Source organism: Moritella sp. (assembly GCF_013215705.1).
Lineage (GTDB): Bacteria > Pseudomonadota > Gammaproteobacteria > Enterobacterales > Moritellaceae > Moritella.
Genome location: NZ_JABSQR010000037.1, coordinates 35,467 through 53,121, shown reverse-complemented (window position 1 = coordinate 53,121; position 17,655 = coordinate 35,467). Strand labels below are relative to the sequence as shown.

Sequence of the window (17,655 nt, the reverse complement as noted above, 5' to 3'; positions counted from 1 at the left end):
GCACGCATGATATCAGCAGTAAACTGTGCCACTTCAAGACCTGTTTTGAAACGGTTTTGAGTACGCATACGCGCTGCGTATTCTGGATTGATCGCTGCCCATTTAGAACCTTGTTCCGCTTTTAGCGTAGCAACTGAATCAATATCATTTTTGTATATAGACATTTTTATTCCCTTAATAATTATTTTAATACTTGATACAACAAGAACATGACGAGATAACCTAACCTCGTCATACTCCAAAAATTCTAATCTAAGAAATCATAACCAGATAGCGTTAAGAATTCAGCAAGATGGTCGCTGACTGTTAGCTCTTCAAACAGTTTAGATGCTTCAGAAAAACGGCCGTTCTCGTAAGCTTCAACACCAATCTCTTCATCACGAATGACCACAAGTTCTTCTTGTAATAATTGGCAGAACAATTCTTTTGTGACAACTTTACCGTTGCTCAGTGTTTTGCCGTGTTGGATCCACTGCCAAATTGACGCACGAGAGATCTCAGCGGTTGCCGCATCTTCCATTAGACCGTAAATAGGCACACAACCATTACCCGAGATCCATGCTTCTAGGTAACGTACACCGATACGGATATTTAAACGCATGCCCGTTTCAGTACGTTCGCCAGAACAAGGTTCAAGTAACTCAGCAGCCGTAACCGGTGCATCGTCTTCACGTAAAACGTTAATTTGGTTAGCATTACCTGCACCAATGTATTCGTTCATTACACCCATCGCAGTATCAGCTAAGCCAGGGTGAGCAACCCAAGTACCGTCATGACCATTTTTTGCTTCTAGGGTCTTATCTGCGGTTACTTTAGATAATACTTTATCATTTTCTTCGGCTGTTTTAGCTGGAATAAATGCAGCCATACCGCCCATCGCAAGGGCACCACGTTTATGACATGTTTTGATTAATAAACGTGAGTAAGCGCTAAGGAAAGATTTATCCATAGTTACTGAGTGGCGGTCTGGTAGTACGCGATCAGGATGCTTACGTAATGTTTTGATGTAGCTAAAGATGTAATCCCAACGACCACAGTTAAGGGCAACAATGTGCTCTTTCATGCTATATAGAATTTCTTCCATTTCGAATACTGCAGGAATAGTTTCAATCAGTAGTGTTGCTTTGATCGTACCGCGATCTAGATTTATTTTATCTTCTGCATAGCTAAATACTTCACTCCACCATTTTGATTCATGATGACTTTGTAGTTTAGGAATGTAGAAATAAGGACCGGCACCTTTGGCTAATAGCGCTTCGTAGTTATTAGAGAAGAACAGTGCAAAATCAACTAAACAACCCGGTACAATGTTACCGTTAAAGGTAATGTGTTTTTCTGGTAGGTGTATACCACGCACACGACAAATAAGCGTCGCGGGATCGTCATCTAAAGAGTAATGTTTACCGTTCGCTGGATTGGTATATTCAATCGTTCCATTTACAGCATCACGTAAGTTTACTTGACCATCTAATACACCAGCCCATGTTGGCGCGAATGAATCTTCAAAATCAGCCATGAATACTTTAACGCGTGCATTTAAGGCATTAATCACCATTTTACGGTCAACTGGACCAGTAATTTCTACGCGACGATCTTGAAGTTTTGCTGGGATACCTTGAATTTTCCAATCGCCTTCACGGATATGGGCAGTTTCAGGTAAGAAGTCTGGAAGCTCACCAGCATCCATACGTGCTTGTTTTTTTACACGTTGGTTGAGTAACTCATCGACTTGAGGAGCGAACTTTTCTACTAACTCAGTCAACAAAGCAACTGCTGCAGGATTTAGGATCTGTTGTTGTTCTTGATTGATTTCCCCATGGAAAATCAGAGAACCTGTTTCATTAGACTGGGTATTGGCAGTCATAGCTTCACTCCGTTGAAATATATGTATTGACCACAATTCATCACAACCTAAACGCTGGAAGCATAACGTCCCATTGTTTTAAACATGTGTACGAATTGCTCTCTCAACCTACACATTGCAACAACTTCGCATTAAATGCAACAAATTTCACATTGATGACACGGTGTCAAATTAAAGCGTTTCACTTTAGCAAAAAACAACTAAAACTGAAGCGAAATGCACTTTCAAATGAAGCTAGTTTGACCCTTTCTAATTAGACAATTGTTGATGTAACCCAATCCGTTACATCGTTAAATACCTCATTGGCATTGGCTTCATTTAACATCTCGTGGCGACCACCGGGATAAAGCTTATATTGCACTTGCTCACAACCACTGTTAACAATATGTTGTTTTAATGCTAATACACCTTTACCTTGTAAACCGACCGGATCTTGCTCACCACTAAAAATATAAATCGGCAATTGATTGGGAATTTTAGCTATCTCTGATTTTTGACTGATGGTAATTAAACCCGACATGAAATCAAGCCAAAATTGGGGACTACAGGGGAAACCACAATAATCATCATGAATGTATCTATCTACTTGCACTGGATCACGACTTAACCAATCTGATGCTGTCCGCGTCGGTTTGAATTTACTATTGAACGCGCCAAATGACACAAAATCCAAAAAACGACTTGGCGAACGGGCACCAATACGCATTTTTTCAATGTGACTGACCAAGGTCGCCAGTTTATACATGATCGGGGGTTGATAATTAGAACCACTCAGTATCAAACCATTGAGTTTATTACCCTGTAAAATGGCATATTGCTGAGCAATGAAAGAGCCCATACTGTGGCCAAATAATACTAACGGTACAGTATGACGCTTAGCGACTTCATCAATAATAAGGTCTAAATCACCGATCACTTTCTGCCAACCATGATCATCTGCATAATGACCTAATACTGGCGCATCTGCGCCATGACCACGATGATTCGCACCATAAACTGCAATACCAGCCGCATTACAGGCTAACGCAAACGTTTCATAGCGTTGTATATGCTCTGCCATGCCGTGGCTTAATACCATCACGTGACGAACCTCTTGATCTGGTAACCAAGCAAACAGTTTTATTTTTCGGCCATCGGCAGCCGTCAGCACGGAATACATGACTATATCCTTAATTGATGAAACACAAGCTCATGGCTAATATAGTCGCATGCTGGTTAGACTTGTAAAGTAAAATAGATCTGAAATGTTATGCATTCGCCGATCTTATATTCAATCACTAAAAATAAAAAAGCCTTGCTTATCAAATGATAAACAAGGCTTACATCACTAACTAGTATGCGGAATATAACGCGCTTATTTTGCTAATAAGTCTCTGACTTCATCATGGTTAATATGACGAATATCTTTACCTTTTACAAAATAAATGATGTATTCAGAAATATTCTGACAACGGTCACCAACACGCTCAAGAGCACGCACACACCATAATACATTCAGCACTTGTGGGATTGAACGTGGATCTTCCATCATATACGTCATCAATTCACGAATGATACTTTCGTATTCACGGTCAACTTTGGCATCTTCTTGATACACTTTAAATGCCGCATCCACATCCATGCGGGCAAATGCATCCAGTACATCATGCAACATTTTTACGGTATGACGCCCCATATTTTCCACGCTAACCAGTGGTGGTGATTTTTTGTTACGGTTTTCAATGACAGTACGGGCAATACGATCCGCTACGTCACCAATACGCTCTAAATCAGTAATGGTTTTAATAATCGCCATCACTAAACGTAAATCACTTGCTGCAGGTTGACGCTTAGCAATAATACGCGTGCAAGCTTCATCAATAGCCACTTCCATTGAGTTGACACTTTTATCGGTATCAATGATCTTGTTCGCCATGTCTAAATCTTGTGACGTTAATACTTCAATTGCTGAATTTAACTGTTCTTCAACTAAACCACCCATCACCATGACTTGATTACGGATGCTTTCTAATTCTGCATTAAATTGACCGGAAATATGACGGCCTAATGTTAAATTATCCATTTGTTATCCTTTAAACTAATAACGCTAATTCTTTATTAAATATAAGCACATCTTAATTAACCGTATTTACCCGTAATGTAATCTTCTGTTTGCTTTTTAGCTGGTGTGGTAAACAAGGTATTCGTATCTGAATATTCGACCAATTTACCCATATACATGAAGGCTGTATGGTCTGATACACGTGCCGCTTGTTGCATATTATGGGTGACGATAACAACCGTAAATTTTTTCTTCAGTTCCGTGATCAGCTCTTCAATCACCAATGTCGAGATCGGATCCAGTGCTGATGTGGGTTCATCAAGTAATAAGATTTCAGGTTCAATCGCAATCGCACGAGCAATCACTAGACGCTGTTGCTGACCACCAGATAATCCAAAGGCATTATCATGTAACCGGTCTTTTACTTCATCCCAGATCGCCGCACCACGTAATGAAGATTCAGCAGCGTCATCCAGATGACGTTTGTCCTTGATGCCTTGTAAGCGTAAACCATAAATCACATTTTCATATATAGATTTAGGAAAGGGATTCGGACGCTGGAACACCATACCAACGTTACGGCGCAGTGTCGCGACATCAACATCACGGTCGTAAATATTTTTACCCCGTAAATTAATATCACCTGTAATATGACAAATATCAACTAAATCATTCATGCGGTTAATACAACGTAATAATGTTGATTTACCACAACCCGATGGGCCAATGAAGGCGGTGACTTGTTTTTTCGGTATTTTCATACTGATATCAAACAATGCCTGTTTGTCGCCATAAAATAAGTCTAAATTTTTAATTTCTAATGCCGTATCTGCTACTGATAAGTTAGCAACATCTAGGCTTATTCCATCAGTAAGATTTGAACTCATATCAATCATTTTCTTTCCTATAGCTCTAGATTTTTAAATTTTTCACGTAAATGGTTACGCACACCAATGGCCGTTAAATTAAGTCCGATAATAACCGTGACTAACAAGAACGACGTGGCATAAACTAATGGTCTTGCCGCTTCTACGTTTGGACTCTGGAAACCAACATCATAAATGTGGAAACCTAAGTGCATAAACTTACGTTCAACGTGAATATAGGGGAAATTCATATCAACCGGTAAGGTTGGTGCTAATTTAACCACACCCACCAGCATCAAGGGGGCAACTTCACCAGCTGCACGAGCAACAGCGAGAATCAGACCAGTCATAATAGCAGGGCTCGCCATTGGCACAATAATACGCCATAACGTTTCAAACTTTGTTGCACCCAGTGCTAACGAACCTTGACGTAATGATGTCGGTATACGGGATAAACCTTCTTCCGTTGATACAATCACCACGGGTAGCGTTAAGATAGCCAGTGTTAATGCCGACCATAATACCCCTGGCGAACCAAATACCGGTGATGGTGATGATTCAGGATAGAATAGATCATCAATTGAACCACCGAGCATGTAAACAAAGAAACCTAAACCAAATACACCGTATACGATTGATGGGACACCGGCGAGGTTAATCACCGCAATCCGGATCATTTTCGTCAACCCATTTTTAGGGGCATATTCGTGTAAGTAAATAGCCGCAACCACCCCTAATGGCGTGACGATAACAGCCATCAACATCACCATGAAGATAGTACCAAAGATCGCGGGGAACACACCGCCTTCGGTATTTGCTTCACGTGGGTCACTGCTAATAAAGCTACCAATATTACCAAACCAGTGAGTGATTTTACTCACAATGCCCATGTCGTTCGGGTACGTTACTTCCAGCACATTTGATAATGCAATGCGCACTTCCACACCACGCATGTCTCTGACAATCACCGCATCACGATTAGCTTGGTCACGATAACTGAATAATTGCGCTTCATAAATTTGATATTTGGCACGCAATGTATCCGCAATCTTTTGGTATTTCGTTTCAATTTCACTGGTCAGTTCATCTTTTAATTCGTAGCTACGTAATTTTAACCGAATACGTTCTAATTCGTAGTTCACCGAACTGATTTCACCTTTCTGCAAACCTTGCGATTTGTTGTTTAGTTCAACCGCACGCTCAATCAAGACGTCTAATTGCTCGGCAGAAGTTAACGTTTTGGTTACCCCGTCTTCTTCGACAGCCACAGGGTAGCCATAAAAGTTACCGTTAGTGAAACGTTCAAACACAGCCAGCGCCGCGGGTGTTGATTGTTGCGTAATTGCGGGTCCAAGTAACCAGCTAAAATCGAGATCAACATATTCACGGTTACCGGTTTTCACCAAGATACGCTCTACCGTTTCTAATGTTGGGTCGATCTTCACTCCCGCTTCAAGTAGACGTTGAATAGGCACAACTTCACGATCATAGATCTCGCCAATAACTATGCGACTAGAGCCATCTTCAAGCTGTACATTAAATTCATGTATCGTACTTGGCCAGAAGTAAGTGAGACCACGCCATGCGATCAACATTAACAAACCAAGAACGGCAATCAAACTTATACTTACAGCACCACCTGTCATCCATATCCAAGGCGATCCTGAGCGAAACCAATTTTTCATTTTAATATCCTAGTTACAAGCCTTAGATTAAATCGCGCTGTATTTTTCACGTAAACGCTGTCTCACGTATTCAGCAATCGTGTTGAATATAAACGTCAGAATAAAGAGGACGAATGCGGCTAAAAACAGGACGCGGTAGTGCGAACTGCCCACCTCTGATTCCGGCATTTCTACCGCAATATTGGCCGCTAACGTTCTCATACCCGAGAAGATATTGAAGTCCATTACCGGGGTATTACCGGTGGCCATTAATACAATCATGGTTTCACCAACCGCACGGCCTAAGCCCATCATCACAGCGGAAAAAATACCTGGACTAGCGGTTAACAATACAACGTTAATCAGCGTCTGCCAGCTGGTAGCACCTAACGCTAATGAACCTTGGGTTAAATGCTTTGGTACACTGAAAATGGCATCTTCCGCAATTGAGAAGATAGTCGGAATAACCGCAAACCCCATCGCAATACCAACAATTAAAGAGTTACGTTGGTCGAAGCCAAAGATATCATTAATATAAGCACGTGCATCACCATCAAAAACTAAGTCTTCAACAAGCGGGCTAGCTAATACCGAGAAGTAACCGACGAGCAGTAGCACAGGTATTAAAATAATTACATGCGCGCCTTGCGGGATACGGTTAATGATTTTTTGCGGTAAGAAATGCCAAATGGCCGCCACCAACACTGTTGAAAATGGCAAGAGCACGGCAATCATCATCACCCCCGGTAAATGCATCTCTACAAACGGGGCTAACCATAGACCAGCAAGGAAACCCAGAATCACCGTGGGTAATGCTTCCATAATTTCAACCGTAGGTTTAATCACTTTACGCAGACCCGAGTTCATGAAGTAAGCAGTATAAATCGCTCCCGCTACCGCGATTGGCACCGCAAATAACATCGCATAAAATGCCGCTTTAATGGTACCGAATGTGATTGGGACTAGACTTAGTTTCGGTTCAAAGTCATCGGATGCTGATGTTGACTGCCAGACGTAATCGGGTTCAGAATAGCCTTCATACCAAACTTCTTGCCACAATGCGCTCCATGTCACTTCAGGGTGTTCATTGGTTAGCTTGTAAAAACCAAAACCTTGTTCTGATTCAACTAAGAAGGCATTTGCACGAGGAGAAATTGCAACATGCTTCAAAGACCCCATACCAAGATCTTGGTGTAATAGTTTGGTTTCACCTGTGGCGTGAAAAATGGTAAGGCTATTATCCACCCCAACCGTCATGAAACCTTTACGAGAATATTCCGTGGTAATATCGATGACACTGGCTTGTGCATCAAACTGACGAATTTTAGTGAACTTACGCTCGCCATCTTTCGCCACTTCAAACCATTGACTCACTACACCGTTATCATTCGCGACCAGTAATGAACTAGCGCCAGTTAACAATGCAACGTGGGTAACGTTTTGCTGTTTTTCATTAATGTCTAATACTTCCACAATCGAAATATTATCGGTATCACGAATATCATAGATAGACAGTTTGTTACCACTGCGCATAAAGATAAAACGGAAGTTTGGTGTTAACAATACTTGTTCAATATCCTTTGGCATTGAAGGCAGTTCAATTATCTCGCTGCTCCATTCCAACTCTTCCGTCATGAAATTTTCTTCTGCAGTATAACGTAGCAATATACCGCGATTATCCGCCGTCACGGCGACGATAGCCGCATCTTCACCTTCAACTTCAATGGCGATTTTCGATAACGGTTGCCCTTTATTATCAATTTCAATTTGCTCTTCGCCAAATGGAAATTTAATTTGAGGGGTAATAAGACGCTTATCACCTGGATAAGTGATATCAAAATCCGCAGCCGCAACTATTGCATTACCATCATTAAAACCGAATACCACGGCTGACGATGTTGGTCCGCTTTGACCAAATGAGATCGCTGGCTGTGGTAATGCATATTGCATTAACTCAATGTTTGGATCTAAAGTATTAAAGAAGTTAATCCCTAAATCACTATAGCGGTAAGCGATTTCATTTTGCTCTTCCATTGCTAAAGCATAAGTAGTACCAGCAAAAGACTGACTGTATTGTGCTTTAGATTCTACTTTCGCAGATTCAAAAACCGGATAAACCACATACAGTAGGTAGAAAAATATTAGCAACAGTGTCATCAGAACAACACCACCGCCCATTTTAATGCCATATTCTGCGAGTTTATCTTTAAGTAAACGTTTGCGGGAGCCCGCAATCGTTAAAGAAAACTGTTCAGCCATCTCTTCCTCGTCTTTAGCTGTAATGAATCACAATGCGATTATATGTAATATTTATTACAGTTATATGACATCAAGCAACTCTGCTGAATATAATCTATATCTATATTAAAAAATGGAATAACCATTATTTACAGATTGTGCCTTGTTCTGATATCTCTGATATAGCATCTTGGAGTAACTTGGAAATATAAGCTGGACTAAGCTCTGATATTTAGATGCTGATGCTATATTTATACATGCTATTTGCATATAGTATGGCGCATCATATTGAGTGATGAAAATAGCTAACACGAAACATTTAGCTGGAATTTCTTACATAGGGCTTAGTAATGCTTAAACAACTTATCGTAACGCTTATTGGTGATGATAAATCAGGTCTCATAAACAATTTATCACGAGTCGTCGCCGAGCATAAGGGCAATTGGCTAGCAAGTAACATGAGTGAGCTAGCAGGACAATTTGCAGGTATTTTACAAATTTCAGTCGAAGATGAATATTACCGTGATTTATGCGAAGCATTAAGCCTGATCCCAGGCCTGACTATTAATTTCGCTGAAGGTAAGAATCAAAGTATTTGGCAGCAGTCACCTTGTCTCATTATTCAAGACCGTGATCGCCCGGGCATCATTAATGAAGTATCTCAAGTGCTCACACAGCACGGCATTGAATTAAAAGCGATAACGACCCACTGTAAAGACTTATGGCAATCGGATAATAATCAATTTTATGCAAAACTGAAGCTAGCACTGCCTGATAGCCTAGACCTTGAGATGTTTAATATTGACCTAGCAAAAATTTCACCTACCTTGATTGCTGAAATCACCAAAGCATAGGTCATAGCTAGATAAGCACACAAACAATACGGCGCCATTACCAAACCATGATAATGACGCCGCACTTCAATAACGCTTAACTGTTATTAACGCTATTTATGACACATTAATTAACGTCACTTTACCGTCTTCATCGACTTCTGCAATATGACCCTTTGGCTCTTCCATGAAGAATAAGGCCATAAAACCAATAACCGCAGTGATCGCAATGGCGTAAAAGAAAATTTGCGTTGATACGATTGAATACAGCGTTAAATAGAATACCGCACCGACATTACCATAAGCACCTGTCATGCCTGCGATCTGTCCCGTTAGGCGACGTTTAATCATAGGTACAGCAGCAAATACCGCACCTTCACCAGCTTGCACGAAGAATGAACATGCCATGGCGGTGGCGATAGCTAATGGTAATGACCACGCTGCCGTAATTTGTGACATCGCATAATAACCAACGGCTAAACCAGCGGTTAAAATCAATAAGGTTTTCTTACGACCAAAGCGATCACTGATCCAACCTCCACCTGGACGTGACATCAGGTTCATAAAGGCGTAAGACGCAGCGACCATACCCGCTTCCGCCATCCCTAATCCAAATGTTTCCGCAAAGAATAACGGCAGCATAGAAATAACCGCTAATTCTGAACCAAATGTAGAAAAATATAATACGTTCAGTACCGCTACTTGTTTAAACTTATACCGTTCGATCTCAGGTACATCGTTAACAAAAATATCACTGTTTACCTGGTAGGTTTTCCAGCAATCAAAAACATACAGTACCGCTAAGCCAATATAAATCGCATTAGTGGTTGTCTCGGTGAACATACTAATCTGTAATAATTTCCACGCTAATAGACCCAGCGTGAGATACATAGGTAACTTCATAAACAGCAGCAAATAAAAATCACTTTTACTGGTGACTTCCATTGCGCCGCCTTTTTTCGGACGGAAATAAGTCGCACCTTTTGGTGTATCAGTGACATTAAAGTAGTACACCACACTGAATAGCAGGCTCATTAAACCGGTAATGGCGATCGCATAACGCCAGCCATCTTCACCACCAAACAATAATGCTACCGTTGGTAATGTGAATGCCGCAGCAGCGGAACCAAAGTTACCCCAGCCACCATAGATACCTTCTGCAGTACCGAGTTCGTTAGCTGGAAACCATTCACTGACAATACGGATACCAACCACAAAGCCAGCACCAATCAAACCCATCATGAAACGCGCTATCGCCAATTGTTCAAATGTGGTCGCCAACGCAAACATAAAGCATGGAATTGAACAGACTGCTAATAACGTAGAATAAACAATTCGAGGTCCGTATTTATCGGTCAACATACCAATAATCACCCGAGCAGGGATGGTTAAAGCAACGTTTAGAATCAGTAAGGTTTTCACTTCTTCCGTGGTAAGTCCCATGCTGTCTTTAATCGCCAACATTAACGGTGCAGCATTAAACCAAACCACAAACGTAATAAAAAAAGCCATCCATGATAGATGTAATGTTTTCATCTTCCCTGTAAAAGACAATATATTAAATTTTTCTTGTCCCATAAAAATTCCCTCTAAGATATATAAAACAAAGTTTAAAAAATTTTATCTTATCTAGAACATAGCAATACTAAGGCCAACTTAACAAAAGATAACAAAACAACTAATTATCATCAACTTACAGCTACACTTCAAAATTGTTATAGACCGACATGGAAAATTTTGCACCAAAATGGTGACAAAATGTGAGCAATGTATCATTTCGTGAGCAAGATATCCAAACTCAGACATAGCAATAAACAGGCAGCAAAAAGCCCGCTACATAGCGGGCTTTTTATCATTTAACCTAAGTAACCAATATTACAGTGTAATACCCGCTTTCTTAAGGTCTTTTGATGTTACTGAGTTCGGTAGTGGAACGTAACCATCTTTCGCTACGATTTTCTGACCTTGTTTCGATAACATGAATTTTAAGAACTCAGTTTGCATTGGTGATAATGACTTATTTGGGCTCTTGTTAACATAAACGTATAGGTAACGAGACAGTGGATATTTACCTGATGCCGCGTTATCGAGTGATGCTTCAATGTAGTTCGTGCCTTTTTTCGCCAGTGCGACTGCACGTACACCAGATGTTTTGTAACCGATACCAGAGTAACCGATCGCATTTAACGATGATGATACCGACTGTACAACAGATGCTGAACCCGGTTGCTCATTGACGTTATTTTTAAAATCGCCTTTACACAGTGCTTTCTTCTTAAAGTAACCATAGGTACCAGATACTGAGTTACGACCAAACAATTGGATATCACGCTCAGCCCAAGAACCTTGTAACCCAAGTTCACCCCAACGTTCAACACGCTTAGCTTCACCACATTTTAGTGTGCTTGAGAAGATTGCATCGACATCAGCAATGGTTAAACCTTTAATCGGATTATCTTTATGGACGAATACCGCAAGTGCATCGATAGCAACACGGATGGCGGTAGGCTTGTAACCATAACGTTTTTCAAACGCTTCAATTTCTTTAGACTTCATCTTACGGCTCATTGGACCGAATTGTGAAGTACCCTCAGTAAGTGCCGGAGGCGCAGTCGAAGAACCAGCGGCTTGAATTTGAACATTAACACTCGGGTAAGTATATTTGAATTCTTCAGCCCACAACGTCATCATGTTTGCTAATGTATCTGAACCAACTGTAGATAGATTACCTGAGATTCCGCTTACTTTTTTATATTCTGGTAATTTAGGGTCTAGACCTGCTGCAAATGCGCTTTGTGAAGCGATTGCTGTCATTGATATCCCTAATGCTACAACAATTTGTTTAATATTCATTTTTACTTCTCCAAGTATAATTTTTTATTTTGTGTCTATGACTACAAGGTATATAAGCTTTGTATTTAGTGTCTACGACTACAAGTGATATAAGCATGTATCTCGTTTCTGTGACTACAAGTATTCAATAAACTGATGACAATAATATGAATGAAACATGACGGTTTGATGACAGTGCGTTATTAATGCTCAAAATATCCATCAAATTATGCTAAAAAAGCCCATCACAATAGGATGGGCTTAATAACGAGGTTGAAGGCTGTAACGTTAGTGACGTTTTACATAAATGACCAAGGGTAGCGTAAAGCTAAAACAACTCCCTTCGTTTACTTTACTGTCAATTTCCAACACGCTGTCATGATTGCTTAATACATGCTTCACAATCGACAAACCGATACCGGAACCTCCGGAATCACGGGAACGCGCATCATCAACACGATAAAAACGCTCAGTTAAATGATGCACATGCTCGGCAGAAATGCCGTCACCGTTATCGGTCACACTAAATAAACCACCCGCTGAAGTATTCTTCCATTCAACCAGCACTTTCCCGTTGTCTGGGGTATAGCGCACCGCATTGTAGATCAGGTTAGATACCGCACTGCGTAATTGCGATTCGTCTCCGCAAGCAAACAGACCATGTTCGATATAGAATTCCACCTTTAAGGCTTTATCCGCCCCTAAAATTAAGACTTCTTGCTCTAACATCGACAGCATAAACGGAATATCAACTTGCTTTTCAAAGTCGACCGCCTGTGCCGCTTCAATACGCGATAAGGCGAGCAGCTGATTCACCAATGAATCCATACGCGCAGTTTGTTCAGACATCACTTTATGCGCACGGGCAAACATTTTATCCCCCTCGTCCGGTTCTAGCATTTCCAGATAACCCTTTAACACGGTCAGTGGCGTACGTAACTCATGAGAAACATTACCCATAAAATTACGTCTAACTTGTTCCAATTGACGCAGTTCGGTGACATCACGAGCCACCAGCATCGATTGATCATCAGTATAAGTCATCACCCGAATTTCTAACGTCTTGGCATGATGGATTGGCGAAGTGATCTCTAACGGTTCTCGATAATCTTTGGAGTTTAAATATTGAATAAAATCCGGCGTGCGGATCAAATTACCAATATGTTGATGGGCATCTTCAGGCCATTTCAAGCCAATCATTTGTTGCGCTAATTTATTACACCACATAATAGAAAAATCAGTATCTAACGCCACCACCGCATCCGGCAAGGCTTCAGCACCTTCACGAAAACGCCGAATAACCATACGTAATTCTTTACGTTTACGTTTATGTCGACGCTGCAAACGATAGATACCATTGAAAATGGATTCCCAACTGCCCTTACCTTCTGGTGGTGTAGCACTGCGCGCAACCCATAACCACTTATGTAATATATATTGACTACGATATAGCCAAACAACATTTATTACAGCCGCGATGAGTAAACTTAATGTTATGTTATCAATAACTAAACCAACAAGAAAAAACGGGATATACCAATACATCAGTCGCCATAAACCACTGACAAAAATGTTCGTCTTATTCATATTGAAACTTCAACTCTCATGATTAACGTATCGAGAAGCGATAACCTGCACCACGCACTGTTTGTACATATTTGTCATGTTCACTCGGTGTTAATGCTTTACGTAGACGACGGATATGCACATCAACCGTACGGTCTTCAACATACACATTCAACCCCCAAACATTATCTAATAACTGTTCTCGGCTATATACGCGTTCTGGATGGGTCATAAAAAAGTGTAATAATTTAAATTCAGTGGGTCCAATATCAATCACGGTATCATTCGCTGAGACGCGATGAGCCACAGGATCAAGTTGTAAACCATCGATATCAATCACAGTATCTTGTGTCATTGGGGCAACCCGACGCATTACCGCATTTAACCGGGCAATCAATTCTTTTGGTGAAAATGGTTTGGTAATATAATCATCCGCGCCCACTTCCAAACCTTTAACCTTATCCTCTTCTTCACCACGTGCGGTTAACATCACCACAGGGATCGCGGATAAATGCGGTTGAGATTTCAGGTGTTTAATATACTTAATGCCACTACCACCCGGTAACATCCAATCTAATAAAATTAAATCAGGGTAAGGTTCGACCAGGCGGTCTACCGCTTCGTTATAATCTCCGGCTTCGACAACCTCAAATCCTTTTTGCTCTAACGCAAAACACAGCATTTCACGGATCGCTAGTTCATCTTCAACTACTAAAATTCGCTTAGACACTTTAAATATCCTTATACCATTTATCTTCCGACTTTAACTGAAAGCAATTATCAGCTCAATATGTTTCAGAATTATTACATTAATGAATTTTTTATTAAAAATTAGCTTCCTAGCTAATAAACGTCATAAATAAGGTATAAATATAACATTTAATTAAGTGCTGATATGATGAATCAAAACTAGCTTTTCCATTATTCATTTATACTTTTAAATAACACCAATCAGAATTGGGTGAAAATGTTGATTGCTGCATGTTTAGCCAAGTGCCAAACTTGTATTTCCAACATCCTTGAGTATACTGGTTATCCAAACAGTTGATACCAAGGTCCTGCTATAATGTGGTTTAAAAACTTACTAATTTATCGTTTCACTCGTCCATTTGAATTAGATATTGAACAACTTGAAACCAAGTTAGCTGATTTTCCTTTTACCCCTTGCGGTAGCCAGGATTTATCCAAGTTCGGTTGGATAAAACCACTGGGTAAATCAGGTCAGGCTTTAACGCATGGCATTACAGACAACATCCTGATCTGTGCGAAAAAAGAAGACAAAGTATTACCAGCATCCGTTGTCAAAGACATGCTACAAGAAAAAGTTGATACCATTGAAGCAGAACAAGGCCGTGGTCTAAAGAAAAAAGAAAAAGATGCACTAAAAGAAGATATCGTCCATCAACTATTACCACGTGCATTTCCGCGTAGTAGCCAAACATTTGCTTGGATCTGTCCTTCACAAAACTTATTAGTGGTTGATGCATCAAGCGCTAAAAAAGCCGAAGACCTCATTGCTTTATTACGTAAGTGTGTTGGCAGCCTACCTGTTGTGCCTGTTGCTTTAACCACGCCAGCAGATATAACCATGACAGAATGGTTAAATAACGGCAGTGCGGCACCGGGTTTTGAATTAGGTGATGAAGCTGAATTACGCTCTGCACTTGAACATGGCGGCATTATCCGTTGTAAAGAACAAGACTTAACCAGTGACGAGATCAAACACCACCTTAACGCAGATAAATTAGTCACTAAATTAGCCCTAGACTGGAGTGAGTCACTGTCTTTCTTACTTGGCGAAGACATGTCGGTAAAACGTCTTAAATTTAGTGATCTCATCAGAGAACAAAATGATGATGTGGCAACCGATGATTACGCCGCTAAATTTGATGCTGACTTTGCTTTAATGACTGGCGAGTTAATGCGCTTTATCCCTGACCTGATCACAGCATTAGGCGGCGAAGAAGCGACAACCGCAAAATAAGTAACAGTATAACGATGCAGTGTACCCACATCGGTATGCTGCCCCCCCCGATTTTATGCCTTATTCCCCTATCCTAACCACACAATTTACATGACAACACTGTCACAATTGCTATTTTTTTGTGCATAACAACGACTAAAAGAAGCCATTCAAGCCAGTAACTAAGACCTTTAACAAAAAACAATGAAATAAAAATGAATCAGTAATCATTTAAAAACATAAGCTTAAATATTAATAGTGATTTTTTATGACATTAAAAAACCACTGTAATATTTCTGTCACACAAGTTTGTTTTAATCCACCTCGTCAACTAACTGAAACAAATCTGTCATTCGATACAGATAAAACGGTACCTAGAGATGAAAAACAACGAAGCAATTGAATTAAACCCAAGCACAATGCAAAAAACATTCAGCTGGGTAAGTGTAGCCGCATTGGTTTACTTCGTATTGGTAGCAGTATCTACAGTCAGCGGAGGCTTCAAAATGTTCTCCGGTGGTAGCGCTGGTGCAGAACAAATATTCGCTTTCGCAACTAACCCATTTGTCGCTTTATTATTGGGTATCCTAGTCACAGCATTAGTACAGTCTTCAAGTACCGTGACGTCGGTCATTGTGGGTCTTGTTGCCGGTGGTTTACCAATTTCAATCGCAATTCCGATGGTGATGGGTGCCAATATGGGCACGACAATCACTAATACCTTTGTCAGCATGGGTCATATCCGTGACAAACAAGAGTTCCAGCGTGCATTTAGTGCTGCAACTGTACATGATTTCTTTAACATTCTTGCCGTTGCTATCTTCCTACCACTGGAAATTGCCTTTGGTATGCTTGAAAAAATGGCAACCTTCCTCGCTCATTTCTTTGTGGGGGGTAACAGCTTAAGCATTAAAGAATTTAACTTTATTAAACCGTTAACCAAACCGGTAGTAAACCAAATTAAAGAACTGGCTGGTTCATTACCGATAGAAAGTAATACAGCTGGTCTGGTCATGGTATTCATCGGTATCTTCATGATAGGTTTCTCGGTGACCTTCCTAGGTAAAGTATTAAAAGCTGTGATGGTTGGTCGCGCTAAAACCGTATTACACAATGCCATTGGCCGCGGTCCAGTCGGAGGTATCCTATCGGGTACAGTGGTAACCGTGATGGTGCAATCATCATCAACAACAACCAGCCTAATGATCCCACTAGCAGGGAGTGGTGTATTTACCACCCGTCAGATTTTCCCATTCACGTTGGGGGCGAATATCGGCACCACCATTACCGCATTACTGGCAGCTACATCAATCAGTGGTGACGCCGCCGAAGTAGCAATGACGATTGCACTGGTACACGTTATGTTTAACGTATTCGCAGTCGCGCTTATTTACGGTATCCCAGTACTACGTGAGATCCCAATTAAGTGTGCAGAAGCATTAGCACGCCAAGGTACAGAAAATAAATTCATCGCCTTTGGTTATGTGATTGGTGCCTTCTTCGCACTACCTGGCCTGATGATTGTGTTTAACTAATATGACAAACAACCGATGGCGGTAAACAATTAGCCATCACTGTAAAAAGCTCAGACCTGTTCTGAGCTTTTTTGTTTCCGACTTTAACATCACTATTTTACCAACCTTCCCTTGTAACTATCCGTGACACCTATCAAACACGATTAAATAAATTATGATCCAGATCAACGTGAGAATATGACTCAAGGCGTAGAATCGCGAACCTTGATGCCCTTAGGGTATTCCCTGACTTGAACTCAGACAAAAATTGAGG

Annotated in this window: 13 protein-coding genes and 1 pseudogene; 3 read left to right on the top strand and 11 right to left on the bottom strand. The window is 40.7% G+C overall.

Going from position 1 to position 17,655, the window contains the following annotated elements:
• The 7 genes and pseudogenes from HRT96_RS19820 to HRT96_RS19790 form a co-directional block, all read right to left on the bottom strand.
• Window positions 1–164 (bottom strand): annotated as a pseudogene (locus HRT96_RS19820) (isocitrate lyase); the annotation flags it as partial.
• A gap of 83 nt (window positions 165–247) precedes the next feature.
• The gene (gene aceB, locus HRT96_RS19815) at window positions 248–1,864 is read right to left on the bottom strand and encodes a malate synthase A (protein ID WP_293160062.1); all 1,617 of its coding nucleotides are present in this window, start codon (window positions 1,862–1,864) and stop codon (window positions 248–250) included.
• A gap of 253 nt (window positions 1,865–2,117) precedes the next feature.
• Window positions 2,118–3,023 (bottom strand): alpha/beta hydrolase, encoded by a 906-nt coding sequence (locus HRT96_RS19810; protein ID WP_293160060.1) that lies wholly within the window; start codon window positions 3,021–3,023, stop codon window positions 2,118–2,120.
• A gap of 195 nt (window positions 3,024–3,218) precedes the next feature.
• Complete coding sequence (gene phoU, locus HRT96_RS19805; RefSeq protein WP_006033185.1) at window positions 3,219–3,926, bottom strand: phosphate signaling complex protein PhoU; 708 nt, start codon at window positions 3,924–3,926, stop codon at window positions 3,219–3,221.
• Between the two features lie 56 nt (window positions 3,927–3,982).
• Entirely contained in the window at window positions 3,983–4,801 is an 819-nt protein-coding gene (pstB, locus tag HRT96_RS19800) for a phosphate ABC transporter ATP-binding protein PstB (RefSeq protein WP_293133057.1), read from the bottom strand.
• A gap of 8 nt (window positions 4,802–4,809) precedes the next feature.
• The gene (gene pstA / locus HRT96_RS19795) at window positions 4,810–6,456 is read right to left on the bottom strand and encodes a phosphate ABC transporter permease PstA (RefSeq protein ID WP_293160058.1); all 1,647 of its coding nucleotides are present in this window, start codon (window positions 6,454–6,456) and stop codon (window positions 4,810–4,812) included.
• Between the two features lie 27 nt (window positions 6,457–6,483).
• A complete protein-coding gene (locus tag HRT96_RS19790; protein ID WP_293160056.1) occupies window positions 6,484–8,694 on the bottom strand; it encodes an ABC transporter permease subunit in 2,211 nt (736 codons plus the stop codon).
• Between the two features lie 329 nt (window positions 8,695–9,023).
• Between HRT96_RS19790 and HRT96_RS19785 the strand changes: the two genes are divergently transcribed.
• Window positions 9,024–9,527: an ACT domain-containing protein gene (locus HRT96_RS19785; protein WP_293160054.1), complete on the top strand. Its 504-nt coding sequence runs from the start codon at window positions 9,024–9,026 to the stop codon at window positions 9,525–9,527.
• A gap of 96 nt (window positions 9,528–9,623) precedes the next feature.
• On the opposite strand, the gene HRT96_RS19780 is transcribed toward HRT96_RS19785, so the two are convergent.
• The 4 genes from HRT96_RS19780 to phoB form a co-directional block, all read right to left on the bottom strand.
• Window positions 9,624–11,084: a NarK family nitrate/nitrite MFS transporter gene (locus HRT96_RS19780; RefSeq protein WP_293160052.1), complete on the bottom strand. Its 1,461-nt coding sequence runs from the start codon at window positions 11,082–11,084 to the stop codon at window positions 9,624–9,626.
• A 297-nt stretch (window positions 11,085–11,381) separates the two neighbouring features.
• The gene (locus HRT96_RS19775; RefSeq protein WP_293160049.1) at window positions 11,382–12,359 is read right to left on the bottom strand and encodes a phosphate ABC transporter substrate-binding protein PstS family protein; all 978 of its coding nucleotides are present in this window, start codon (window positions 12,357–12,359) and stop codon (window positions 11,382–11,384) included.
• Between the two features lie 267 nt (window positions 12,360–12,626).
• Entirely contained in the window at window positions 12,627–13,925 is a 1,299-nt protein-coding gene (gene phoR, locus HRT96_RS19770; protein ID WP_293133075.1) for a phosphate regulon sensor histidine kinase PhoR, read from the bottom strand.
• A 22-nt stretch (window positions 13,926–13,947) separates the two neighbouring features.
• Window positions 13,948–14,634 (bottom strand): phosphate regulon transcriptional regulator PhoB, encoded by a 687-nt coding sequence (gene phoB / locus HRT96_RS19765; RefSeq protein WP_293160047.1) that lies wholly within the window; start codon window positions 14,632–14,634, stop codon window positions 13,948–13,950.
• A gap of 336 nt (window positions 14,635–14,970) precedes the next feature.
• On the opposite strand from phoB, the gene rdgC reads away from it, so the two are divergent.
• Window positions 14,971–15,888, top strand: a complete 918-nt coding sequence (gene rdgC, locus HRT96_RS19760; RefSeq protein ID WP_293160044.1) for a recombination-associated protein RdgC — start codon at window positions 14,971–14,973, stop codon at window positions 15,886–15,888.
• A 359-nt stretch (window positions 15,889–16,247) separates the two neighbouring features.
• Window positions 16,248–17,402: a Na/Pi cotransporter family protein gene (locus HRT96_RS19755; protein WP_293160042.1), complete on the top strand. Its 1,155-nt coding sequence runs from the start codon at window positions 16,248–16,250 to the stop codon at window positions 17,400–17,402.
• Window positions 17,403–17,655 lie beyond the last annotated feature (253 nt).

Coding starts and splice junctions, on each gene's coding strand:
- aceB (WP_293160062.1), bottom strand. CDS start 1,864: ATGACTGCCAATACCCAGTCTAATGAAACAGGTTCTCTGATTTTCCAT.
- HRT96_RS19810 (WP_293160060.1), bottom strand. CDS start 3,023: ATGTATTCCGTGCTGACGGCTGCCGATGGCCGAAAAATAAAACTGTTT.
- phoU (WP_006033185.1), bottom strand. CDS start 3,926: ATGGATAATTTAACATTAGGCCGTCATATTTCCGGTCAATTTAATGCA.
- pstB (WP_293133057.1), bottom strand. CDS start 4,801: ATGATTGATATGAGTTCAAATCTTACTGATGGAATAAGCCTAGATGTT.
- pstA (WP_293160058.1), bottom strand. CDS start 6,456: ATGAAAAATTGGTTTCGCTCAGGATCGCCTTGGATATGGATGACAGGT.
- HRT96_RS19790 (WP_293160056.1), bottom strand. CDS start 8,694: ATGGCTGAACAGTTTTCTTTAACGATTGCGGGCTCCCGCAAACGTTTA.
- HRT96_RS19785 (WP_293160054.1), top strand. CDS start 9,024: ATGCTTAAACAACTTATCGTAACGCTTATTGGTGATGATAAATCAGGT.
- HRT96_RS19780 (WP_293160052.1), bottom strand. CDS start 11,084: ATGGGACAAGAAAAATTTAATATATTGTCTTTTACAGGGAAGATGAAA.
- HRT96_RS19775 (WP_293160049.1), bottom strand. CDS start 12,359: ATGAATATTAAACAAATTGTTGTAGCATTAGGGATATCAATGACAGCA.
- phoR (WP_293133075.1), bottom strand. CDS start 13,925: ATGAATAAGACGAACATTTTTGTCAGTGGTTTATGGCGACTGATGTAT.
- rdgC (WP_293160044.1), top strand. CDS start 14,971: ATGTGGTTTAAAAACTTACTAATTTATCGTTTCACTCGTCCATTTGAA.
- HRT96_RS19755 (WP_293160042.1), top strand. CDS start 16,248: ATGAAAAACAACGAAGCAATTGAATTAAACCCAAGCACAATGCAAAAA.